The following is a 23,008-nucleotide window of genomic DNA, read 5'->3' as shown; positions in this document are numbered from 1 at the left end:
ATGAAAGCACTGCTAGTAGCCGTTATATTGTTTTGGCTGCCAGGTTATGGCATTGCCATGCCACAGGATAATACCGAAGCGCCACCCATTAAGGTGGTTAATGCCACTCAGGATCAGGCGATAGCTGAGCGCCTGCGGGCTATTACCACCTCGATAACCGGCATGGAGCATATTGAGATCAATGTGCAGGCCGGTGTGCTGACACTGAGCGGCGAAATCGGCAATACTCAATTGAAAAGTGACGTTGGCACCATTGCCAGCCGGCTGGAAGGTGTGGTGTATGTGCAAAACCAGTTGCAGGAACAACTTGCCGTGCGCTCCCGGCTGGAACCTGCCGCTGAGAAATTCCGCGAAATGCTCAGTACCACGGTACAAATGCTGCCTCTGTTATTGCTGGCAGTGCTGGCGGTATTCGTATTTGCGCTGGCGGGTAGTTGGCTGTCTGACCGCGGTGCTTTGTTGCGTCGTTTCGGGCTAAGCGAGCTGGCCACCAATCTGGGTATGCGCTTTGTCCGCTTAATTATCACCAGTATTGGCATTTTGATCGCCCTTGAGTTACTGGATGCTACTGCGCTGGTCAGTGCCATGCTGGGAGTAGCCGGGGTTATTGGGATTGCACTGGGTTTTGCTTTTCGCAATATTGTAGAAAACTATCTGGCCGGGGTATTGCTAAGCACCCGCAATCCTTTTGCCATTGGTGATGCGATCCAGGTAAACGATATGACCGGCAAAGTAATGCGGTTAACATCGCGTGATACCGTGCTGATGACATTGGATGGCAACCACTTACGCATTCCTAACAGCCTGATAATTACCTCGCCTATGACCAATTTTTCCCGTAATCCTTTGCGCCGGTTTGAATTTAACGTTGGGGTGTCAGTTGATCTCGATTTACTTGTGGTGCGCCAGTTGGCTATTGCAACCTTGCAGGCTATGCCGGGTATTTTAACTGAGCCCAGGCCCCGTGTACTGGTGCAGGAGTTAGGCGACAGTGCCGTTACCGTGCGCGTATTTGCCTGGATCGATCAGCAGCAAACGGACTTTTTAAAAGCCCGCAGCGAAGCTATCCGGCTGGTTAAAGCCGCCTTTGATAACGCCGGTATTGAAATGCCGGAGCCGATTTACCGCATCCATATGGCTGAAACTGACGCCGGGCATGGTAAGACTCCGGTGCTGCCAGTGGCTTCAGCCCCTGCTAAGCCAAAGCAACCTGACAGTATTAACGCTACGGTAGATGTAAGTACCGACGACAGTATTGAGCAGCAATTTAATGCTGAATTAAGCCAGTCAGACGAGGAAAACCTGCTACCGGAGAGTAAAGCAACAGCCAAGCCGGTGTAAGGTTAATTACCCTGTTAGCAGTTGTTATTGCCGGGACTGTCGGGCTCTCAAAAGCCCACTCTGTTGCAGAAGTTAAACTGAGTGGAATTAATGGAAGGCTATATCCATTAGTTGGGTGGCAGCTTGGGGTTTTATATGTAAAAATGATCAGCATGTTTCAGTATGCATTAGAAACAAGTTTAGGGATAAACTTAAGAGCATTTATCATGGCCAGTTCAGAGCAATTAAAAGCGTTATTAAAATCGCATCTTGATAAAGATGACGATCGCTTTTTGTCTGTAGCATTACAGGTAGCGGCACACGAAGCACGTAATGGTCATGGTAAGCTAGCTCAGGAACTTAGAGATTTAGTCGAGCTTTCCAGAAAAAAAACTGTTTCGGCTAAAAATAATCCCATTTCTATAGCAAAGGGCATCCAAGACGTTAGCGGGCTTCTGTTTGCTTCTGAACCCAAAAATAGATTATCTGAGTTAATAACTAAAGATGAGCTAAAGCAGAAACTGGTTAGATTGATTCGCGAACAGCAGTTCATGACAAAGCTAAAAAGTCATGGGTTATCGCCACGTCGTAAAATTCTTCTTGTTGGCCCTCCAGGTACAGGCAAAACACTAACTGCGTCAATACTTGCTGGTGAACTGCATTATCCGTTGTTTCAGGTTCGTCTCGATGCTCTGATCACCAAATTTATGGGGGAATCTTCTGCAAAGCTCCGCCAAGTTTTTGATGCGATAAACAATGTTCGCGGGGTTTACTTCTTTGATGAGTTTGACGCTTTAGGATCTCAGCGTTCCAGTACCAATGATGTAGGTGAAGCACGTCGAATTCTGAATAGTTTTCTGCAAATGATTGAGCAAGATGATTCCAACAGTTTAATTATTTGCGCTACCAATCACATTGAAATACTGGACAACGCTCTATTCCGTCGCTTTGATGATGTTATCCGATATGAGCTGCCAACAGCAGACGAAGTCGTGACCCTATTCAGGAATCGATTGGCACCATTTGTAACCAGAAACTTTCCCTGGAAGAAATTACCCGATATGGCTTTAGGGTTGAGCAGTGCCGAAATCACCAGAGCTTCAGAAGAAGCGATAAAAGATATGTTGATCCACGGGTATGACAAAGTAACTATGCCGGCACTTGAAACTGCAATTATTGACAGGCGAACTATGCAAAAGAGTTTTAGCGAGGATATTGAGTAAAGATGGCTGAAAACAGGGATGTAAAGCGACATATAATCATTGGTCAGAACGGCCAGCCTCAGAAGTACACCTATCCTAAACCTGTAATAATCACACCAAAAATTCCGCAGAGAAATCAACAGACTCACGGAGCTAAGCTTCAACAAGAGCTTACAGCCTTGAAACCTCATGAAATTTTACTTTCACAAGAAGCCGAAGAATATGAGTTAGAGTCCGCGTTTGGGTTACAAATAAGCTTTGATGCGGATACGGCTTATGACTTTGAGTTTGAAAAACTTGCCGATGTCAGAGCTGGCATAGAAGTGTTAAATATGACACAGGCAGGACAGCAGATAACGGTGTCCATTCTTGTTCCGCATGGCAAGCTGTATGTACTTGAGCGCAAAATCGCTGAATATATGGATCCCGCTAAAAATGGTAAAAAGGGACCTAAAAATCACTCTTTGCTTAATGTCATCGAACGTATCCGGAAAACTGCCGTAGAGAATTTATGGACTGATGCTCCAGAGTTATACCCGCAATCAGCAGATGAAATCAGTTGGTTTGAGGTATGGTTACCCGTTCTGACCGACAGGCTTGCAGTTGTTCATGATTTCAAAAAGTTAGCAGCGATTGCGAAATTAGCAGTGTCTGATAGCGTCCTGGAATTTCCTGAACGCACAGTGCTGTTAGTCCGTGGCAATCTCGCTGCGTTGTCGTCATCGGCACTATTATTAAGCAAAATATCTGAGATCAGAAAGGCAAAGACGACTGCTGATTTTTTCGATAATTTAAATATCGAAGAGCAACGTGCTTGGTCAACTGACTTGCTTCAGCGCGCTAATTTTACCGCATCCGATGACTCTCCTTACGTTTGCATTCTGGATACAGGCGTCAATATTGAACATCCGCTTCTTAAACCTGTATGCTCAGCCGCTGATTTGTCCGTGGTAGATCCAACATGGGATGCGGCAGACAGTGATGGCCATGGCACTGAAATGGCAGGCATAGCGATATGGGGTGATTTAACTGAGCCGCTGAGTCAGCTAAGCCAAGTCGAGATTCGGTATCGAATTGAGTCTTCAAAATTACTGCGCTATCCCGGCGATAATGAAGGGAAGCATCTCGGAAATGTTACATCTGATGGCATATCGGAAGTCGAAATAAAGAATCCTGAGCGAAAACGTGTTTACACATTAGCATTATCCGCTTTGAAGTCTCGTGATAGAGGACGTCCATCAACTTGGTCGTCAACCGTTGATGCTTTAGCGTCAGATTATCTGGGCGAAAATCAGTATAGAAGATTGCTTTTGGTTTGCGCTGGAAATGCTGACGCCAGCCTTAGTAATCTGCTTGAATACCCAAAATATAATGAAGTTCAGGATATTCATGATCCTGCCCAATCTTGGAATGCACTGACGATAGGCGCATATACTCGTAAAATTCAGATCTCAGATGCAAATCCTCAGCAATTCACTGTTCTTGCTCCAGACGGAGGTTTGTGTCCGCATAGTTCAACGTCCATTCTTTGGGAGCCTGATGCGCCAATAAAACCAGAGGTCGTTTTCGAAGGGGGGAATGTTGCAGTAGACAACATCAGTCCTGTAGAGCTACCAAGTCTGCAATTATTGACAACGTCGCACGACATTCAGAGACGACTTTTAACTACCTTCAACGCAACGAGTGCAGCGACCGGACTTGCGGTTAAATTTGCTGCTGAAATCTTGTCCTACTATCCAGAATTATGGCCGGAAACGGTCAGAGCTTTAATGGTTCATTCCGCGGATTGGACAGACGCCATGAAGGCTCAGATTAAAGACCCTAACTTAAAGACTGAACGCCAAAAAGCGCACAGGCTAGCGAGGACCGTAGGGTATGGAGTGCCTGATTTAAACAGAGCACTGTGGAGTTTGAACAATTCTCTGATCATGGTGATTCAGGACGAATTACAACCATTTGAAAAAATCAAAGGGCCGCCAACAACGAAAGATATGCACTTGCACGACCTTCCGTGGCCAAAAGCAGAACTACAGGCTCTTGGTGAAGTAGCTGTAAAAATGACTGTGACGTTGTCGTATTTCATTGAGCCTAATCCTTCCAGTCGAAATGTCACCAGCAAATACAGATACCCAAGTCATCAGTTGCGTTTCGATGTCAAACGGCCGCTTGAGTCTGTTCAGGACTTCATGCAACGTATGACAAGAGATGCCCAATCAGAAGAGCTGGGAAGTAAGAAAGCTCCGGCGGATCCTCACTGGTTACTTGGCGATTTTCGCAATAAAGGCTCGGTGCATAAAGATGTCTGGACAGGGTCTGCCGCAGAACTAGCTGAACGAGGAATGTTAGTGATTTATCCGGCCATGGGTTGGTGGCGTACTCGTACAAAATTAGAGCGTTACAATAAACGCGCCAGATACTCTTTAACCATCTCAATAGAAGCGCCTACAGTGGATGTTGACTTGTATACTGCAATCACAACCGTATTGGCTAATCGAATTCCAATCGTGGTGCCAATTGGCTGAAACTAATATATAAATTTATCGTTCAAGTAACTCTTAACCTATGTAAGGGTACCATTCTGGTATAGCTCATTTAAAAGCTTTACTCCTAATCCCGCGGCACAAAGTCCAGCACGGTAGCGTTAATGCAATAGCGCGGTCTGCCATTGGGGCCGTCGTTAAACACATGGCCTAAATGAATGCCGGATACTTTGGCGCGGATTTCAGTGCGGCGCATGCCATAGCGGTTGTCCGGCTTTTCAATTACCGCACCGTTAACGGCTTTGGTAAAGGACAACCAGCCGGTGCCGGAGTCAAAGCGGTCGCGGGTGTCAAACAGGGCTGCACCGCTTAACTTATCGGTAAAAACACCATCCGGGGTGTTTTTAAAAATTTCATATTGCTGGCAAAAGCGGCCGTCGGTGCCTTTATCAAACGCGACATCAAAAGCCTCAGTGTCGCCGAGTTTAAATTTACCCAGTAACAGATAAAACTCGTCCGGGCCTAAATAACCCTGGCGGCCAAATACTTCTTTGCCGTCTTGCAGCAAAATAATAGTTGGCGTAGCCCAGGTGGGGGTGTTCAACGTTAAACCATTAACTGCGTTGGCATAGCGAAAATGCAGCGGAATATCGCCCTGGTAACTGTTTGCCACCTCGGCTTTAAATTTTTCACAGTACGGGCAGTAGTTTTCAGAATCTATCACCAGTATGTGTTTACCGCTAAGCAAAGCGCTGTTATCCACCGCTGCAGTTTGGCTTTTATTATCGCCGGCAAAACGCACGCCGGTGGAATGATCGGGGCAGTAGCCGTTAGGGTTTTTCGCGATATAGTCCTGATGATACTGCTCGGCCGGGAAAAAACCGCGCAGCGGCTTTATTTGCGTGGTAATAGCACCGTAACCGGCTTGGGTGAGCAATACCTGATACTCGGCCTGCACCTGCTGTGCAGCATCAGCCTGCGCCTGGCTGTTAGTCAGGATAATGGAGCGGTATTGGGTGCCAATATCATTACCCTGGCGGTTAAGCTGGGTTGGGTCATGCATTTCAAAGTAGTGCTGCAGCAAAGCAGTCAGGCTGATTACTGCCGGGTTAAAGGTAATTTGCACCACTTCGGCATGGTTGTTCGGGTTATGTTGATTGCGCTTTTGCGTAATAGCGCGATAAGTGGGTTGTACGCCATTGCCGTCGGCATAGCCGGATACGGCATCAATTACGCCATCCATAGCTTCAAAGCGTTTTTCTACCCCCCAGAAACAACCTGCACCCACCACGATAGTGTCGGTGTGGCGTGTGGCCGGCATAGTGTTGTCTTGCGCCTGTGCGGTGCTGCCAAGCAGCATTAACGCCGTAAAGAGTTTTAATAACGTGGAGCGGGCCATAATTACCTCTGCCTGTTGTTGCGTTTTACTGCTTACGTAACAGACAGGCAAAAGGTGCATTTGCTTTCAGATTTGGGTTAATTCAGTCTGGCGAAATCGGTAATATGCTGCAGTGTTTGCTCAATATCAGCACTGCTTATTTGCAGGTGGCACACCCAGCGTACGCGTTTAATAGCACCGTTGCTGCTCTGGTAATTGCTGCTGGTAAGCCTGATACCGCACTCTGCCAGATAAGGTAATAAGCGCTCTGCCAGCTCAAGGCTGATGTCGGTAAATAAAATATTGCTCTGCACCGGCAAAACGCTAAGTTGGCCCTGCAGTGTCGGTAGCTGCGCCGCTAATACGGCCAGGCCATCGGCTAAACGTTGGCAGTTAGCATGGTCGTCTGCCAGACGATTAATATTGTTCTCCAGCGCATACAGGCCGGCGGCTGCCAGAATGCCGGTTTGGCGCATACCACCACCGAGCATTTTGCGCACCCGTTTAGCCCGGGCGATAAAATCAGCTGAGCCCAGCAATAACGACCCTACCGGGCAGCCTAAACCTTTAGATAAACACAGCGATACTGAATCAAAATCCGTGCACAGCTCGCGTGCCATTTGCTGTGGCGTAACATTATGTTGTGGCGCCAGCACCACAGCGGCATTCATTAATCTGGCACCATCAATATGGCAGGCCAGGCCTTTATCTTTTGCCAGTGCTGCTACATCACGCATATAGCTAAGCGGCAATACCTTACCGCCAACGGTGTTTTCAATCACAATTAAGCGCGTGCGGGCAAAATGCGGATCGTCGGGCTTTATTGCTGCGGCAATATCGCTTAGCAACAAGGTGCCGTCGTTTTGCAGCTCCAGCGGTTGCGGCTGAATAGAACCCAATACCGCCATGCCGCCGCCTTCCCATTTGTAGGTATGCCACTGCTGGCCGACGATGGCTTCATCACCACGCTGGCAATAGCTCATCATGGCAATCAGATTAGTTTGGGTACCACTGGGCGCGAACAGTGCGGCTTCAAAGCCAAGCATATCTGCAGCGTAGCGTTGTAATTCCAGCGTGGTGGGGTCGTCGTTAAACACGTCATCGCCTAAAGCTGCGTTAAACATGCGCTCTTTCATGGCAAGAGAAGGTTGGGTTACGGTATCGCTGCGAAAATCCGGCATGTGTTGCTCCAGAAAAATACTATGGCGACAGACTAAGTGGGGCAAAGCAAGTGTGCAATCAGAATCGATGAAAGCGCAGATTTATTCGCTGGATGAAAGTGATGTGAACGCCATAGGGAGAAGCGGTTTGCTCTAAGCCAACCGTTGCAGGCCAGGATGGCCGAATCGAGCCCCCAGGGATGGGTTTACGGCGTGTTGGTGTGAGCAAACCGGTTCGTCCAATACAGACGAACCGGCTGTTATACCTAACTCAGCAATTAATAAAAGCTGATTTTAAAATCAACACCAAAGGTGCGAGGCTCGTTAACAAAACCAGTCAGGTTGCTAAAGTCGATAGCACCTTTCAGGTTGTCCTGATCAGTAATATTACGGCCAAACACACCTACTTCGTAATTACTGTCGTAATTAACATAGGCTAGGCGTAAACCGGCTTCGTAGTTGTTGTTTGATTTAAACTCGGCTGATTCATACAAAAACAGGTTGGTTTTGCCCTGTAACTGATAATCGCCGTAAACATAAATCTCACCACCCTGTACCGGGAAATCATAGCGCGCGTTTAACGTCAGAATAGTTTTTGGCGCCTGCGGGAACGGGTTACCGTTGATCAGTGCTAAATCCTGCGCGTTAAGCGGGTCAAGCACGGTACACAGGCCAGAGCCGCATGGTGCTACTGTTAAGTTGTCGTCTTTCAGTTCGGTTTTATTGTAGCTAAAACCGCCGCCCAGGCTCAGGTTGGTCAGCACGCGGTAATCAAAGTCAACCTCAAAGCCGTAACCGACGCCTTTGTCAGCATTAATCAGCTGGTTGCCTTGGGTTTCACCCCCAATGGCAGATAACTGAATGTCGTCAATGGTGTAGTAAAATACCGCACCATTGAGGCGCAAGGTGTTGTCCAGTAAGTCTGATTTAGCGCCCACTTCAAATGACGTAATGGTTTCTGAATCAGCGACTGACGGCGGTGCTTCAAACGCCACATCACGGCCCTGAATAGACTGGGCACGGAAACCTTCTGCCACACGGGCAAATAAGCTGGTTTTATCGGTTAAACGGTAGTTGGCGCTTAGCTCCCAGCTGATTTGGTCGTCAGATACCTTGATGGGATCATACTGCTGAATTTGTGCTGCGCCGATAACCAGAGCAAAGCCGTCAACATTTTGCTGGCCTACCGAGAAGGTTTTTACATCGTCGGTATAACGGATACCGGCGGTAACATCCAGTTTATCGGTGAATTTATAGGTAGTTTGGCCAAACAGCGCCCAACTGGTATTGCCGTGGAACACTTCAGTGGCACCGAAGAAACCGTCAATACTGTTTACACCAAAGGTTGAGTCGAAGTAAAAACCACCGGCCTGCCAGCTTAGCGGACCAGAGGTGTCGCTGGCCAGACGGATTTCCTGAGTATACTGTTTTAAATCTTTTAACTGATCTTCAGTGACCGCATTGTCCGGGTTAGCAGGACCGGCCTGGCCGGGATTGCCACCGTCAATATCGCCAATACCGCCGCCATCTGCGCGCTCCAGTGCTGAAATGCTGGTAAGTGTCATGCCATCAAAGCGGAAGTCAAACTTCAGTGAGGCGCCCCAGGCATCGTAACTCTGGCGATTGTAGCCATCAGCGTCATAAGCCACCGTATCGCGATCATAATTTTCGTTTAGCTTGTCGCTGCCCGGAGTCAGAATATTTTTGCGAAACAGGCTCGATGTGCCGTCGTAATTGCGGGAATGTACATTTAACAGCGCATCGAAGTCGGCTGTTTCATACAAAAACTGTAACCGGCCGGCGCGTTCATTGTAACCACCCATAACGTCGCTTTCGCCGGTGTAGCTGTTGTCTACCCAGTTACTGCGATGCTGTGATAACAGTGACATACGTGCAGAGAGTTCATCGGTTAAACCGCCACCCACAGCGCCTTCCAGGTTAAACATACCGAGGGTGCCGGCGGTAGATTTAACATAGGCATCAAAATCCTGGGTTGGCTTTACGCTGTCAAATTTGATAATACCGGCTGTAGTGTTACGGCCAAATAGTGTACCTTGCGGGCCGCGGATCACTTCTACCTGTTGCACATCAAACAGCGGGAAGCTTTTTAAAATCACGTTTTCCATCACCACGTCATCCATAATAATGGACACCGGTTGTGATGCAGCTAAGTCAAAATCAGTATTACCCAAACCACGGATATAAAAACGTGGTGCCGCACGACCGTTAGAGGTTTCGGCATACAGGCCTGGCACCTTAATGGCCAAAGCTGTAATGTCATCACCGGAAGAGAAAATGGTGTCAAACTTCTCGCCGGACAGGGTGGCGATAGAGATTGGCACTTCCTGAATACTCTGGCTGCGCTTTTGCGCGGTAACAGTAATGGTTTCCAGTTCCTGCTGCTTGCCGCTTTGGTCTTTGTCACTTTCCTGTGCCAGTAACACAGGAGAAAAACCAACAGCTGCACTAAACAGGCCGGCCTGAATGGCCGCTGACAACACCGACTTAGTAAATAGCTTCATTAAGATGAACCTTTTGTTGAGGATTGCGATTTTTTTGTGTGCGTTTATTAACGGTTAATTTGCTGGAGTGACCACAGCATTTGTTACGTTTAAACGGGCTTAATATAGCATTTTGTCGCAAAAAATACTCAACTTAGCGGAGTTTTGTGGTTATTTTGTCGGTGGCATGATCAAAAGCAGTGTAGGCTCGTATCGATACACAAATGCACTATTTGAGAGCGTTATATGAGAGAGCTATGCGCAGGGTAATTTTTTTGCTGTTTTATTGCAGTATGCTGATAAGCGGGCATGCAGCTACTACCGGCTGGCAAACGGCAAAACACCTTAAAGCAGAATTGGTAAGTGAGTATCAGCAGGTAACGCCGGGGCAAACTGTGCGGCTGGCGCTGCATTTTGTGCCGGATGAACACTGGCATACCTACTGGCAAAACCCCGGTGACTCGGGCCTGGCGACCAGCTTAAGCTGGCAGTTGCCTGAAGGCGTAACGGCTGGTGATATTCAATGGCCGACGCCACATGCTATCGCTATACCGCCGTTGGTAAATTACGGTTTTGAAGGCAACACGGTTTTGCTGTCTGATCTTAGCATTGCGGCTGATTATGCCTCTGACACTATTGATATTCAGTTACAGGCCGATTGGCTGGTATGTGAAGAAATCTGTATTCCGGCCGAAGCACAATTCAGCCTGACGTTATCGGTAGCCAGCAATGCTCTTTTAGCGGACGAGCAGAGCGCTTTATTTCGCCAGGCCCAGCAGCAACTGCCGCAGCCGCTTAATATCAGTGGCCAGTTTGATACCTCCGGCGGGGCTTTTTCTGCCGTAATCGATTGGCAGCAACCGACAGATATAACGGTGTTTTTTGTCGCGGCCACTGAGTTGGTTGATCATGCAGCAAAGCAGCAAATCAGCCAGCAGGGCACGCAGTTACTGCTGCAACAACCACTAAATACCTATTTTTCCGGCGTGGATGATCAAATTGAACTGGTATTGGTGAGTGCAGATACTGCCTACAGTGTGCAACTGACAAAAAGCCGTCAAACAGCTGCCGAAATTCTGGTAACTGAGGGCCAGCAAAGCAGCACGGCGTTGTGGTTAATTTTACTGATGGCCGCAGCCGGCGGCCTGATCCTGAATTTAATGCCCTGCGTATTCCCGGTATTGTCGCTAAAAGCGCTGAGTATTGCTGCTAACAGCACACAACAGGCACAGCAAAAGCGTGATGCGCTATTCTACAGTGCCGGAGTGGTACTCAGTTTTGTTACCTTGGCGTTGCTGCTTATTATGTTGCGTGCCGCCGGAGCTGCTATTGGCTGGGGCTTTCAGTTACAAAGCCCCTATATGGTGGCGTTGCTGGTGTATTTGCTGTTTGCGCTGGGGTTAAGTTTATCCGGCGTTGTGCAATTTGGCTTGGGCTTGATGAACACTGGCGGAGCGCTTACTGCCGCTAAAGGTGGCAAAGGCTCGTTCTTTACCGGTGTACTGGCAGTTGTGGTGGCCAGTCCATGCACCGCGCCCTTTATGGGCTCTGCACTGGGCTATGCGGTAACCCAAAGCGCCCCTGTGGCGCTGCTGGTATTTGCGGCGTTGGGGTTGGGCATGGCACTGCCGTTTTTGTTACTGGCGTTTGTGCCGGGTTTTGCCCGGCTATTACCCAAACCCGGTGCCTGGATGGACACATTAAAGCAGGTGCTGGCGTATCCGTTATATTTAAGTGCAGTCTGGCTGCTGTGGGTATATGGCCGTCAGGCCGGGGTTGATGCTCAGGCATTGCTGTTAATTGGCCTGGTGTGTGTGGCCGCTGCGTGCTGGTTATGGGGCCGTAAGCAACTGGCTCAGGCTGGTCGCGTTGGTGCAGGTTTTGCGCTGTTGCTGGTGCTGCTTGCTTTGGTGTTACCTGTGCTGGCGCCCAAACAGGCAGCACCACAGGTGCAAAGCAGTGATACACAACACTGGCAGCCGTGGTCTGCCGCTACACTTAAGCAGCTGCGTGAGCAGGGTAAGCCGGTGCTGGTTAATATGACCGCAGACTGGTGTATTACCTGTCTGGTAAACGAGCGGATGGCGCTAAACACTGACAGCAGCAAAGCCGCGCTGGCGTTGTACGATGTTACTTACTTAAAAGGCGACTGGACACTGCGTGACAGCGCTATAACCGAGTATTTGCGGTTGTATCAGCGTGATGGTGTGCCGTTGTATGTGTTGTACTGGCCGGGACAGCCGCCACAAGTACTGCCACAGATTTTAACCCCTGACACTTTGCCGCAGACGTTAGCGCGACTGAGTAGTCAACCTTAACGGCCTGACAGGCCTGGATAATACAGGAGTAAACATTATGAAATTACGTCATCTGGTACTGACTGCCTCGGCAGCATTATTGTCACTGGGTTTAAGTGCGGCACCACAAGTAGGCACAGCGGCCCCTGACTTTACTGTGGTGGATACCAAAGGTAATAGCCATAGCTTAAAAGATTTTGCCGGTAAAAATGTGGTACTGGAATGGACTAACCATGATTGCCCGTTTGTAGTGAAACATTACAGTGGCAATATGCAGGCGCTGCAGAGTGACCTGACCGGGCAGGATGTGGTATGGCTTACTGTTATTTCTTCGGCACCGGGCAAACAAGGGCATGTTAGCCCGGCTAAAGCAGATGAGCTTACCGCCAGCCGCGATGCAGCACCTACGGCCGTGGTATTTGATGAAAGCGGTGTAGTAGGTAAAGCCTATGACGCTAAAACCACACCACATATGTATGTCATCGATAAAGCCGGTGTGCTGCAGTATATGGGGGGTATCGACAGTATTCCGTCTGCCAAAGTGGACGATATCAGCAAAGCCACACCACTTTTTGCCAACGCCGCCAAAGCTGTACTAGCTGGTGGAAAGCCCGACCCGGCCGTTACCAAGCCTTATGGTTGCAGCATTAAGTATTAATTAGCTGCCAACACAGACACCACAGCCAGATAAATGGCCGTGGTGTCTTTTTGATGGAGGGCTTTTTTACCCCGGGTTAATTTTGCAGGTATCGTACCAGCGTAAGGACTTGTTCTATACCTGCAAGCTCGTTGCGCTGCATAATCAGTTCGCGGCCCAGCTTCAGCGCTTTGCGCTCACTCTGCCCGCGTAAGGTGCCGTCGCTGATACTGTCTAAATCGGCAACATGGGCCAGGCCAACTGTACGGCGGATTAGCTCACAACCAGCATAACCCAGAGCATCGGCAAACACCTGCTGTATAAAGCGTTGCTGGTATACGCTGTTTTGCAGTGTCGGTTCACGGCATTCATTGCTCATTAGCTGTTTAAATTGCTTTTCAAAGTTCTGCCACAAGGTTTGTACTTGCGACAGCAGATAATCCTGATGGCGCTGGCGAGTGTCAGTGTCTTGTGTCAGGCCGAAATGACCAAGGTAGTTCAGTAGCAAATTACCTATCAGGCTGCCAACATCAAAGCCAATAGGACCATAAAAGCCAAATTCAGCATCGATCAGTTTACAGTTATCGTCATTAATAAAGATGCTGCCGGTATGCACATCGCCATGCAGTAACGCCTGAGGTTGAGATAAAAAGCCGGCTTTGAGTTGTGCCACCTCGGCTTGCAGCGCTTCGTCATGCCATAGTTGCAGGGCGTCATTCCGTATTTCACTGTGAATATTATTGCGCTCGTGGTTGCAGTAGGGGTCGGTAAAAAACAAATCTTCAGTAATCAGACACAGCTCCGGGTTTAAAAACTGGCCAACCTGCTGCTTTTTGTTTGGGCCTGTTAAGGCGAAATCACTGGTGTAGTACAGCGTATTGGCCAGATAGGTCGCCAGCTGTGGTGCCAGATGTTCAAGTTGTTTACCGGCTATTAGCTCAGTACGTGCAATGCGGTAATCTTTTAAATCTTCCATCAGGATGGCGGCAAGTGTGGCATCGTAATGCAGCACTTCTACGGTATGGTCCGGGCACAATTTGCGGTGTTTTAACAATACTTCGGCTTCAATGCGGGCCCGGTCTACTGTCAGCGGCCAGCTTTCGCCTACACAGCGGGCATAAGGCAACGCCTGTTTTACAATAAGGCTGGTGCCTTTGTCGTTTTCAACCCGAAATACCAGGTTCAGATTGCCGTCACCAAATTCTTCGCAGCTTAATTTACTGTGATCGCCAAACAGGCCGCTGTGCTCATCGGCAAAGCGCTTTGCATCGTCAGTGGTAAAGGTACGGTAGTCTGTCATCCTGGCTCTCATCGCTTGTGTTGAAAATAGCAGGGCTGCATAATCGCAAACCTTATAGACGTCTGCAACGCTAAACAGGAATAAGCTATGAAAAACTTAACGGCACTCAGCCTGAAAACCATACAGGGTGAATTGTATGTGCTGGATCAGACCTTATTGCCACAACAACAAAAATGGCTTCTGTGCCATACAGTTAACGACATGGTTACCATGATTAAAGCACTACAGTTACGCGGTGCGCCTGCTATTGGTATTGGTGCTTGTTTATTATTGGCCTACAGGGCCAGCGTGGGCGACAGCCGTGAGCAGTTGTTACTGGATGCAGAAGTGCTGCGTGCAGCCCGGCCTACGGCAGTTAACCTGATGAATAACCTCGACAGCATGATAGCAGCACTGGCACAGAGTGATTTTAAAACGGCTGCTATTGACTGTGCCGGGCAACTGTTCGCTGAAGATGTACAACTATGCCTGAATATGGCGCGCCATGGCGCCGCTTTGGTACAGCAGGGCGAACAGCTGTTAACGCACTGCAATACCGGAGGCCTGGCCACAGCTGGTGTAGGTACTGCCCTCGGCGTAATTAATCTGGCACATCAGCAGGGTAAAAATATCCGCCTGTGGGTAGATGAAACCCGGCCATTGCTGCAGGGCGGGCGTTTAACGGCGTGGGAATGTCAGCAGTTGGGTATTCCATATCAGCTTATTTGTGACAATATGGCCGCCATGCTAATGGCCCGCGGTCAGGTCGACCGTATTTTTGTCGGCTCCGATCGCATCGCCGCCAACGGTGACTTCGCTAATAAAGTCGGTACTTACTCGCTGGCGGTGCTGGCACATTATCACAAGGTGCCATTTTATGTGGTGGCACCGCATACCACGGTAGACTTAGCCTGCAGTGACGGCAGCGCTATACCGATTGAGCAACGCCATGGTGATGAAGTTCGCGGTGTCAGCGGAGCTTTTGGCACAGCGATTTGGGCACCGGAAGATGCGGTGGTATTTAACCCGGCGTTTGATGTAACACCCGCGGCGTTAGTTACCGGCTGGGTGCTGGATACCGGCGTTTACTCACAAGCTGATATCGCCGCCGGGGTGTTAAAGCAGTTTGCTTAACGGCTGTTGCAGTCGTTGCCATGATGTTTTATCGGGCACAAATAAAAAAAGCAGAGTTACACCGGGGAGTAGTAACTCTGCATACACGGGGGAGTGTAATCTTTGTTGCAGTAAACAGGCGCTTACTCTGTTTACTGCTGGTTGTTTCCTTTGAGGTTAATGCAGGCGCTTACTCTGCAATAACCTTTGTTACTGTTACATCGCAGAAGTTACTTACTCTGCTGACACCATCGCGATGTCTAAGCCGTTGTTGGCTTTGTTCAGTGCTAACTCTAACCGTTGCAGGTTGTGCTGATTTACGTCGCTGCGGTTTAACTCAGCTGCGCGTTTAAAGTCGGCCAGTGCTGACAGGTTATTGTTTTGTAACAGGCGCAGTACGCCACGGTTAGTCAGAGCGTAAGCACGCATTTCACGCTTGTCGCTGCTGCTAACCTGGTGAAACTGCTGTGAGGCAGATACCGCGCTGTCGCATGCACCTGATGCCTGCTCCAGTTTGCCGCTTTTGGTAAAGCCAACGCACAGGCTCATTTGACGTGAGAAGTTATCTACTTCTGCACTGCTGTTTAATGTTTCGCTGATACCCTGATCAAATTGGCCGGCCTGTAAGGCGGCTACGCCAGGAGTATCTTCAATAAGTACCATTTTATAGCCATTGGTGTTGGCTGATGCGAGAAATGAACCCGAGGCCATCAGCATCAACGCCAAAGAACTGCCTAATTTAACTGATCTCGCTTTCATAGTGTGTTGCTCCCAATTTCCCATCCAGGCAGCCGCTATCGGTCTGCAGGTGTAAGTTTGAGCAAAAGCACTAAACTTGACAAACGATAAAAAAAAATGCGACAGGTGAAATAAATTCACCTATAAGTCGCTAATGTTTGTCATACAACGAAAGAGGGGAGGAGTTTACTTATCTAAATGAAAGCTTTGCAAGATCCAGTCGATCAACAACTGAATTTCATCGCGGTGGGGATCGTTGTCGTGCCGCACCAGATAGTAGCGATCGCGGCTAAGCAGTTCTTGCTCGAACAAACGCTGCAGGCTGCCGTTGCTGAACCAGCCATTGCTGATAGGCAGCGGGATCAGCGCAACACCTAAGCCTTGCTGTGCAGCGCGCGCTACACTGAACATGCTGTCCAGCTGGATAATTTGTTTTGGCCTGAAATTATGATACCCCACGTGTTCTGCCCAGCGATGCCAGGCGTAAGGGCGGGCCTGATGCAACAGCAGCGGCACCTTTTCCAGAATGCGATAGCCTTTACTGTGCCATTGCTGGTACTGCTGGGCATTGCAGGCTGGTACATAGCTGATGGGGAATAAATCGTAGGAGATGTTTTCTTCCGGCTTTTTACCCGACAGAATAATCGACAGATCGGTGTATTTCTGGCTGTCGCGGCGTGATTTTACCGTTTCCAGCTTCAGGTTAATATTTGGGTATTGTTCTGACCAGCCAATCAACCGGGGCACAAATAATTCACTGGCAAAAAATTCGGGCATCGAAATACTGACTTCCAGCATCCGTTGTACCTGGCTGAATTCGCCTATTGTCGCGGCCAGTTGCTGCATCAGCGGCTGAATAGATTGATAAAAACGTTTGCCGGTTTCTGTCAGCACTATGGCACGGGTCTGACGTTCAAATAATTGCAGGTTGAGGTTGTCTTCCAGCTGTTTAATCTGGTGGCTTACCGCAGAGGGTGTCAGGTACAGCCGTTTTGCCGTTTCTTTAAAGCTTAAACAGTCTGCCGCGACACAAAAACAACGCAGGCCGCGCATGGGTGTATGCATTGGCATTATGTAGCACTCAATCTCATTTGTTAGCCGATGGTTATAGTCGACGAAGGTTGCATTATGATTAACAACACTGAATTTATGCTTAACGTACTGCATAAACTGCACCAATGCTGATCACAAGTAAAATCATAGCTTAGTGATCGAGACTGCAGGTTGACTGCGCCAGTTTAGCGCAGCAATTGCATCAAAATATAGCTGCTGATAATTCGATATGTAGAAAAATTGTTATTTATATCAGTATACTGGCGCAGGGCTATGCCAGCAGGGGAAAATTGCGGGCTATAGCATTACCGGTAAAGTTGGCTACCCAGCCATCGGCATTGTTAAACAGCCGTATGGCGGTAAATTCCGGCTCACTGCCCATATCAAACCAGTGTGTGGTTCCTGCGGGTACGCTGATCAGGTCGTTTTGTTGGCATAACACCTGATACACGTTACCGGCAATGTGCAGGCAAAACAGGCCCTGGCCACGAACAAAAAAGCGTACTTCATCTTCACTGTGTGTATGCTCTGCCAGAAATTTTTGCCGCAACGCGGTTTTGTCGGGGTGATTGGCACTAAGCGAGATAACATCAACAGTAATATAACCACGTTCTTGTTTTAAGCGCTGAATATCTGCCGCATAAGCCTGCAGGATAGCGTCGTTGCTGCTTTGAGCGGTTACGGTCGCGCCGGCCTGCCATTGCTCAAAGCGGATGCCTGCTTTGGCCAGCTCAGTGCAGATCTGTTCATTGTCGCTGGTGTCAAGCAACGGGGTTATAGCGTTGTCGCTGGCATAAACAGTTAACCGGCTCATGGTATCTGCTCCTGGATCTGGTCAAAACTGTGGGCAATGGAGTGATCTGCTGCAGGCTGGCCTTCACGGATCAATTGCACTGTGGCAATACCCAGCGCTCTGGCGGCATCGAGTTCGGCTACTACGTCAGACAAAAATAACACCTGCTTTGGCGGCAGCTGTAACTGCTGCAAAATAGCGGCATAAGATGAAATATCACCTTTGGCGCCAACACGGGTGTCGAAATAACCACTAAACAACGCCGTTAAACTGCCATAGTCGCTGTACTGAAACAACAGCTGTTGTGCCTGCACAGAACCAGAGCTATAGACATAAAGCCTGATACCAAGGTTGTGCCAGTGCTGTAATTGTTCAGCTGCGTCGGCATACAGGTGGCCGGTAAAAGCACCGCTTTGGTAGCCATGTTGCCACACCATACCTTGTAAGGTTTTTAACGGTGTTACTTTTTTATCTTCAGCTATCCATTCCAGTAATTGGGTAATAATCTGCTCTGCACTGGCTTCAGGCTGCTGCATCAGTTCGCGGCAGGTGGCCAGCGCGGTTGCTACATCGGGCTGTGTCGTATTGGCCCGGATAAAGGCAGGCAATTCACGGGCGGCATAGGGGAAGAGTATATCGGTAACAAAACTTATCCGGCTGGTGGTGCCTTCAATATCAGTAATAATGGCGGAATACTTCACGGTTTACCTTGTTAGCTTTAATCGTTCCAGCTCGCAGTTTATAAGAAACTCCCAACCTTCTAAATGCCTTTTTGCCTGTTCCAGGCTGTAACCCCAAACATAAAGGCCATGGCCGCGCACCAGTAACGCAAAATTCAGTGGTTGCTGCTGCCAGCGCTGAGCTACTTGTTGTGCCAGTGCCGGGATGTCCTGGGTATTGTCAAATATCGCCAGCGGGCAGGGCGCTTCATGGCTGCTGTTACCGCTAATGGCTTTTTGCATTTCGTAGCCCTGAAAGTTATAGCTGTCCTGGTTTATCAGCCGCGAAAACACCGTAGCGTGCACTGAGTGGGTGTGCAGTACGGCTTTAATCCGGCTATCCAACTGATAAAGTTGCGCATGCAGTGCTGTTTCGGCAGACGGTGTGCCAGGGCAGGTTAGCTGATTATTCAGCCAGCTGACGGGGAGTAAATCTTGCGGGCTTAATTCGCCTTTGTCTTTGCCAGAAGCTGTAATCAAGGCGCTGTGTTCGGTGCTGCGAATAGAAAAATTGCCGCCGGTAGCGGGCACCCAATGGCGGCTGGCGATCCAGCGCCCTAATGCGCACAACGCAATGGCATTGGGGTTAATCTGATGCAGCTGGGCAGAGTCATTCATTATTATCAGGCCTGGTTGTTATACGTTTGAACGTTTAGATGTCTATACATAAAACGGGCTAAATGATAGCATTCAAGCCGGTTTTCGCAACTTTTTCTTGCCCGCATGACACTCAAAAGCAAACTGCCAGCCGTTGGTACTACTATTTTCAGCCAGATGTCGCAACTGGCTGCCCAGCACCAAGCCATTAATTTATCTCAGGGTTTCCCCGATTTTGCACCTGATAGCTTATTGCTGCAGTATCTTACCGATTACAGCCAGCAGGGGCTTAACCAATATGCGCCTATGCCGGGTATTGTACCGTTACGTGAGCAAATTGCCGCTTTGGTGCAACGCTGTTATGGCCGGGCAGTGTGTGCCGAGCAGCAGGTAACGGTAACCAGCGGTGCGACAGAAGCGCTGTTTGTTGCTATTAGTGCCGTAGTCGCGCCGGGGGATGAAGTGATTGTTTTTGATCCGGCCTACGACAGCTATGTACCGGCAATTGAGTTAAACGGCGGCACAGCCGTGCATATTGCGCTTAATGCACCGGATTACCGGATTAACTGGCAACAAGTGGCTGATGCCATCACAGCCCGGACCAAACTGATTATTGTTAATAGTCCGCATAACCCAACCGGCATGGTGTTTAACCTTGATGACTGGCAGCAGTTGCAGCAGTTGGTGCTGCAGCGTAATTTGTACTGCATCAGCGACGAAGTGTATGAGCATATGGTGTTTGATGGCGCGGTGCAGCTAAGCGCTAATAACTTTGCTGAACTGGCCGCGCGCAGCTTTATCGTTTCATCCTTTGGTAAAACCTTCCATGTTACCGGCTGGAAACTGGGGTATTGCATCGCGCCGGCGGCGTTGACGGCAGAATTTCGCAAAATACATCAGTATGTCACCTTCTCCAGTTTTACTCCGGCACAATATGCTATTGCGGCCATGTTACAGCAGCAACCGCAGCAGGTTAGTGGCCTGGCGGGGTTTTATCAGCAGAAGCGTGATCAGTTTGTCAGCCTGTTACAAGGCAGCAGGCTGCATCTATTGCCTTGTCAGGGTACCTATTTTCAACTGGCGGATTATAGCGCCATTAGTGAGTTGGATGATGTGGCGTTTTGCCGCTGGCTGACAACTGAGCACAAAGTGGCGGCCATCCCGTTATCGGTGTTTTATAACCAGCCACCACAGCGCCGGATCATCCGTTTTTGCTTTGCTAAACAAAGCAGCACGCTAAAAGCTGCTGCGGAGGTGTTATGTCGGATATAACAATGCCGCTTAATGTTGCGCTGGTGCAAACTGCACTACAGTGGCAAAACCCGATGGCAAACCGGCAACAGCTGGCAGAGCAGATAAGCCGTATTCAGGCAGCGGATATCATTGTGTTGCCGGAAATGTTTACTACGGGCTTTTCGATGCAAAGCGAGCATATTGCTGAACCCGAAGGCGACACCCTGGGTTGGCTGCAACAACAGGCGCAGCAGATTGGCGCTGCACTGGTGGGCTCGGTGGCTACCCGTACAGATAAGGGGTGTGTTAACCGCTGTTATTTTGTGACACCAGAAGGCCAGGTAACTGCCTATGACAAAAAGCATCTGTTTCGCATGGCAGGTGAGCATCAGGCATATATAGCTGGTGATCAGCGTGTAGTGGTGAACTGGCGCGGCTGGCGCTTTTTATTGCAGGTATGCTATGACCTGCGCTTTCCGGTGTTTAGCCGTAATTGCCTTGATTACGATGTCGCGCTGTATGTTGCTAACTGGCCGGCGGCCCGGCGCCATGCCTGGCGTACGTTGCTACTGGCACGGGCAATCGAGAACCAGACCTTTGTGCTGGGCTGCAACCGGGTTGGCACCGACGGCAATGGCGTACAATACAGCGGTGACAGCCTGATTGTCGATTATCTGGGGCAGGTTGTCGCAGATCAGGCCGTGGCACAACCTGCAGTGCTGTGTGCTACGTTAGACTATGCACAGCTTAAACAGTACCGGCAACAATTTCCGGCCCATCTGGATGCTGATGCTTTTGTGCTGAGCTAAGCTTCTACAGTCCTGCAGTATTTTCATTTACCGGTATTACAAGGAGCGGCTATGTCGCGCTTACACCCCACCGCGGTGATCTTCAGCGGTTTCTTCTTATTGGGTAACCTTATTATTCTCTGGGGTATGTTACTGCCCGACATGGCAAAAGCGTTAAATATGGCGCCGGCGATCAGTGGCGTGTTTTTCAGCTTAATGTCGGTGGGCACTATTGTCGGCGCCATCATAGGCGGCAAATATGTGCAGCGTTTCCATTTTCTGCGCTTATTTGCATTTTTAGCCATTACTGAATCGATTTTGTTAAGCCTGTTGTCAGCGGTCAGCAACTGGCAGCTATTGCTGCCGCTGATTGTGCTGGTGGGATTAACCTACTCCGTGATGTTCACCATCGGCCATACTCTTATTGCCCGGCTGTTTGCCAATAAACGTGCAGCTATGATGGGCCTGATGGACTTTATGTTTAGCCTGGGCACCTTAACAGCACCGCTTTGGGTGGTGATGCTGTACTGGGTGCTGGATGACTGGCGTTGGCCAATCCGTATTATTGCGCTATGCCTGCTATTTGTCGGCTTATACAGCTGGCAGGTTGCCAGAATGCAGCCTGTACTGGCCGGGCGCAGCCACAGTGGTAGTAAAAGCCTGTCTTATATTACCGTGCTGCGCCAGCCTATTTTTTTATTGCTGTTACTGGTGATGGTAGGGTACGGCGCAGCAGAATGGGGCCAGGGTAACTGGTTTGTCAGTTACGCGGTAGATGGTTTGGGCTATCAGGCTGAAGATGCCCGTTTGCTGCTGGCCTGGTTTACCGGTGGTATGGTGCTTAGCCGGCTTGGTTTTGCGCTGCTATTGCGTTGGTTAAGCAGTGCTCAACTTATGTTGCTGCTGGGGGCTTTTACGGTGGCAGGCGCCTTTGTGGTGAAGTTAAGTAATGGTAGCGAATTGCTGGCGCTGGGTAACTTGCTGTTGGGGCTGGGTGTGGGTGGTTTGTTTCCGCTAATGTTATCTACTGCTATGGATCTGGACAGCGACAATGGTCCGGTATTGTCTGGCATCGCCAGTATTGGCAGCTCAATTGGCTTCCAGTTTGCCGGTTTGTTAACCGGAGTGTGGGCGCAGCAGGCCGGTATTGCACAGGCATTCTGGCTGATACCACTGGCCAGTATCTGGCTATTTGGCTGTTTGTGGCTGTTTCAGCGCCGCTTAGGCAGGGCTTGACCACAGCCGTATTCGCAGTAACACTATACGGCCATAACTAACATGAGTTTAACCAGTGAGCGAAATTAACTGGGCTGCCCTGCAACAGGCAGCACAACAAGCCGCCGCGCAGGCTTATGCGCCTTACAGCAAATTCCCCGTTGGCGTGGCGATACTGGCCGACAGCGGTAAAATTTATACCGGCTGCAACGTTGAAAATGCTTCATATGGTGGCACTGTATGTGCCGAGCGTAACGCCATAGGCGCAGCAGTAGTGGCAGGTGAGCGCAAATTTACCGCGCTGATGGTGTACACACCGCAAGACATGCTAACGCCACCGTGCGGTATCTGCCGCCAGGTTATTGCGGAATTCTTTAGCCCCAATGCCCCTATCGCCAGTTGCAACCATTTGCACCAGCAGCAAAACTGGAGCTTAGGCGAATTACTGCCAGCGGCTTTTACACCCACCTATCTGGCCAACAGCACTAAAGTTGGAGCTTAATAG

19 protein-coding genes are annotated in these 23,008 nt (G+C 49.4%); 10 read left to right on the top strand and 9 right to left on the bottom strand.

What is annotated here, in order from left to right; genetic code table 11:
- From AR688_RS18545 to AR688_RS18535, 3 genes are all read left to right on the top strand, one after another.
- Positions 1 to 1,341, top strand: coding sequence for a mechanosensitive ion channel family protein (locus AR688_RS18545; protein ID WP_068237635.1), 1,341 nt, complete (start codon positions 1 to 3; stop codon positions 1,339 to 1,341).
- Positions 1,342 to 1,493: 152 nt separating this feature from the next.
- Positions 1,494 to 2,543, top strand: coding sequence for an AAA family ATPase (locus tag AR688_RS18540; RefSeq protein WP_231732176.1), 1,050 nt, complete (start codon positions 1,494 to 1,496; stop codon positions 2,541 to 2,543).
- Positions 2,544 to 2,545: 2 nt separating this feature from the next.
- The gene (locus AR688_RS18535) at positions 2,546 to 5,044 is read left to right on the top strand and encodes a S8 family peptidase (RefSeq protein ID WP_068237632.1); all 2,499 of its coding nucleotides are present in this window, start codon (positions 2,546 to 2,548) and stop codon (positions 5,042 to 5,044) included.
- Positions 5,045 to 5,129: 85 nt separating this feature from the next.
- Here the strand turns inward: AR688_RS18535 and msrA are convergent, their stop codons facing one another.
- The 3 genes from msrA to AR688_RS18520 form a co-directional block, all read right to left on the bottom strand.
- Positions 5,130 to 6,401 carry a peptide-methionine (S)-S-oxide reductase MsrA gene (msrA, locus tag AR688_RS18530; RefSeq protein WP_068237783.1) on the bottom strand — a complete coding sequence of 424 codons (1,272 nt, stop codon included), beginning with the start codon at positions 6,399 to 6,401 and terminating at the stop codon, positions 5,130 to 5,132.
- 77 nt (positions 6,402 to 6,478) lie between these two features.
- Complete coding sequence (ltaE, locus tag AR688_RS18525) at positions 6,479 to 7,561, bottom strand: low-specificity L-threonine aldolase (protein ID WP_068237629.1); 1,083 nt, start codon at positions 7,559 to 7,561, stop codon at positions 6,479 to 6,481.
- Positions 7,562 to 7,818: 257 nt separating this feature from the next.
- Positions 7,819 to 10,062 carry a TonB-dependent receptor gene (locus tag AR688_RS18520; protein WP_068237626.1) on the bottom strand — a complete coding sequence of 748 codons (2,244 nt, stop codon included), beginning with the start codon at positions 10,060 to 10,062 and terminating at the stop codon, positions 7,819 to 7,821.
- A 236-nt stretch (positions 10,063 to 10,298) separates the two neighbouring features.
- Between AR688_RS18520 and AR688_RS18515 the strand changes: the two genes are divergently transcribed.
- Positions 10,299 to 12,359: a protein-disulfide reductase DsbD family protein gene (locus tag AR688_RS18515; protein WP_068237623.1), complete on the top strand. Its 2,061-nt coding sequence runs from the start codon at positions 10,299 to 10,301 to the stop codon at positions 12,357 to 12,359.
- Positions 12,360 to 12,396: 37 nt separating this feature from the next.
- A complete protein-coding gene (locus tag AR688_RS18510; RefSeq protein WP_068237619.1) occupies positions 12,397 to 12,996 on the top strand; it encodes a redoxin domain-containing protein in 600 nt (199 codons plus the stop codon).
- A gap of 76 nt (positions 12,997 to 13,072) precedes the next feature.
- Here the strand turns inward: AR688_RS18510 and mtnK are convergent, their stop codons facing one another.
- A complete protein-coding gene (gene mtnK, locus AR688_RS18505; protein WP_068237616.1) occupies positions 13,073 to 14,275 on the bottom strand; it encodes an S-methyl-5-thioribose kinase in 1,203 nt (400 codons plus the stop codon).
- An 87-nt stretch (positions 14,276 to 14,362) separates the two neighbouring features.
- Between mtnK and mtnA the strand changes: the two genes are divergently transcribed.
- Entirely contained in the window at positions 14,363 to 15,388 is a 1,026-nt protein-coding gene (gene mtnA, locus AR688_RS18500; RefSeq protein WP_068237613.1) for an S-methyl-5-thioribose-1-phosphate isomerase, read from the top strand.
- A gap of 213 nt (positions 15,389 to 15,601) precedes the next feature.
- Here mtnA and AR688_RS18495 read toward each other — a convergent pair whose 3' ends face one another.
- The 5 genes from AR688_RS18495 to AR688_RS18475 form a co-directional block, all read right to left on the bottom strand.
- Positions 15,602 to 16,126, bottom strand: a complete 525-nt coding sequence (locus AR688_RS18495; RefSeq protein WP_068237610.1) for a hypothetical protein — start codon at positions 16,124 to 16,126, stop codon at positions 15,602 to 15,604.
- Positions 16,127 to 16,291: 165 nt separating this feature from the next.
- Positions 16,292 to 17,158 (bottom strand): LysR family transcriptional regulator, encoded by an 867-nt coding sequence (locus tag AR688_RS18490; RefSeq protein ID WP_231732174.1) that lies wholly within the window; start codon positions 17,156 to 17,158, stop codon positions 16,292 to 16,294.
- 271 nt (positions 17,159 to 17,429) lie between these two features.
- Positions 17,430 to 17,972 carry a 1,2-dihydroxy-3-keto-5-methylthiopentene dioxygenase gene (locus tag AR688_RS18485; RefSeq protein ID WP_068237608.1) on the bottom strand — a complete coding sequence of 181 codons (543 nt, stop codon included), beginning with the start codon at positions 17,970 to 17,972 and terminating at the stop codon, positions 17,430 to 17,432.
- Positions 17,969 to 18,652, bottom strand: a complete 684-nt coding sequence (mtnC, locus tag AR688_RS18480) for an acireductone synthase (RefSeq protein ID WP_068237604.1) — start codon at positions 18,650 to 18,652, stop codon at positions 17,969 to 17,971. The genes AR688_RS18485 and mtnC overlap by 4 nt, the downstream gene beginning before the upstream one ends.
- 3 nt (positions 18,653 to 18,655) lie before the next feature.
- Positions 18,656 to 19,288, bottom strand: coding sequence for a methylthioribulose 1-phosphate dehydratase (locus AR688_RS18475; RefSeq protein WP_068237599.1), 633 nt, complete (start codon positions 19,286 to 19,288; stop codon positions 18,656 to 18,658).
- Positions 19,289 to 19,393: 105 nt separating this feature from the next.
- On the opposite strand from AR688_RS18475, the gene AR688_RS18470 reads away from it, so the two are divergent.
- Genes AR688_RS18470 through AR688_RS18455 form a run of 4 tightly spaced genes read left to right on the top strand, consistent with a single transcriptional unit; the run spans position 19,394 to position 23,005 of the window.
- Positions 19,394 to 20,539, top strand: a complete 1,146-nt coding sequence (locus tag AR688_RS18470) for a methionine aminotransferase (RefSeq protein WP_068237596.1) — start codon at positions 19,394 to 19,396, stop codon at positions 20,537 to 20,539.
- On the top strand, positions 20,527 to 21,309 hold the full coding sequence (locus AR688_RS18465; protein ID WP_068237593.1) for an amidohydrolase: 783 nt from the start codon (positions 20,527 to 20,529) through the stop codon (positions 21,307 to 21,309). The genes AR688_RS18470 and AR688_RS18465 overlap by 13 nt, the downstream gene beginning before the upstream one ends.
- A 51-nt stretch (positions 21,310 to 21,360) precedes the next feature.
- Entirely contained in the window at positions 21,361 to 22,524 is a 1,164-nt protein-coding gene (locus AR688_RS18460; RefSeq protein WP_068237590.1) for an MFS transporter, read from the top strand.
- A gap of 55 nt (positions 22,525 to 22,579) precedes the next feature.
- Complete coding sequence (locus AR688_RS18455) at positions 22,580 to 23,005, top strand: cytidine deaminase (protein WP_068237587.1); 426 nt, start codon at positions 22,580 to 22,582, stop codon at positions 23,003 to 23,005.
- The last annotated feature ends 3 nt before the right edge of the window (positions 23,006 to 23,008 follow it).

Origin of the sequence: Rheinheimera sp. EpRS3 (genome assembly GCF_001513785.1) — a bacterium.
In the GTDB taxonomy this organism is placed as follows: Bacteria; Pseudomonadota; Gammaproteobacteria; order Enterobacterales; family Alteromonadaceae; genus Alishewanella.
The sequence above is the reverse complement of the archived record's forward strand: the minus strand, read 5'-3'. Positions and strand labels throughout refer to the sequence as shown.

Bases quoted from the DNA above. Each gene is read 5' to 3' on its own strand.
- AR688_RS18510 (WP_068237619.1), top strand. From the start codon at position 12,397: ATGAAATTACGTCATCTGGTACTGACTGCCTCGGCAGCATTATTGTCA.
- ltaE (WP_068237629.1), bottom strand. From the start codon at position 7,561: ATGCCGGATTTTCGCAGCGATACCGTAACCCAACCTTCTCTTGCCATG.
- AR688_RS18485 (WP_068237608.1), bottom strand. From the start codon at position 17,972: ATGAGCCGGTTAACTGTTTATGCCAGCGACAACGCTATAACCCCGTTG.
- AR688_RS18490 (WP_231732174.1), bottom strand. From the start codon at position 17,158: ATGCGCGGCCTGCGTTGTTTTTGTGTCGCGGCAGACTGTTTAAGCTTT.
- mtnA (WP_068237613.1), top strand. From the start codon at position 14,363: ATGAAAAACTTAACGGCACTCAGCCTGAAAACCATACAGGGTGAATTG.
- AR688_RS18540 (WP_231732176.1), top strand. From the start codon at position 1,494: ATGTTTCAGTATGCATTAGAAACAAGTTTAGGGATAAACTTAAGAGCA.
- AR688_RS18520 (WP_068237626.1), bottom strand. From the start codon at position 10,062: ATGAAGCTATTTACTAAGTCGGTGTTGTCAGCGGCCATTCAGGCCGGC.
- AR688_RS18460 (WP_068237590.1), top strand. From the start codon at position 21,361: ATGTCGCGCTTACACCCCACCGCGGTGATCTTCAGCGGTTTCTTCTTA.
- msrA (WP_068237783.1), bottom strand. From the start codon at position 6,401: ATGGCCCGCTCCACGTTATTAAAACTCTTTACGGCGTTAATGCTGCTT.
- AR688_RS18495 (WP_068237610.1), bottom strand. From the start codon at position 16,126: ATGAAAGCGAGATCAGTTAAATTAGGCAGTTCTTTGGCGTTGATGCTG.
- AR688_RS18475 (WP_068237599.1), bottom strand. From the start codon at position 19,288: ATGAATGACTCTGCCCAGCTGCATCAGATTAACCCCAATGCCATTGCG.
- AR688_RS18515 (WP_068237623.1), top strand. From the start codon at position 10,299: ATGCGCAGGGTAATTTTTTTGCTGTTTTATTGCAGTATGCTGATAAGC.
- AR688_RS18535 (WP_068237632.1), top strand. From the start codon at position 2,546: ATGGCTGAAAACAGGGATGTAAAGCGACATATAATCATTGGTCAGAAC.
- mtnK (WP_068237616.1), bottom strand. From the start codon at position 14,275: ATGACAGACTACCGTACCTTTACCACTGACGATGCAAAGCGCTTTGCC.
- AR688_RS18465 (WP_068237593.1), top strand. From the start codon at position 20,527: ATGTCGGATATAACAATGCCGCTTAATGTTGCGCTGGTGCAAACTGCA.
- AR688_RS18470 (WP_068237596.1), top strand. From the start codon at position 19,394: ATGACACTCAAAAGCAAACTGCCAGCCGTTGGTACTACTATTTTCAGC.
- AR688_RS18545 (WP_068237635.1), top strand. From the start codon at position 1: ATGAAAGCACTGCTAGTAGCCGTTATATTGTTTTGGCTGCCAGGTTAT.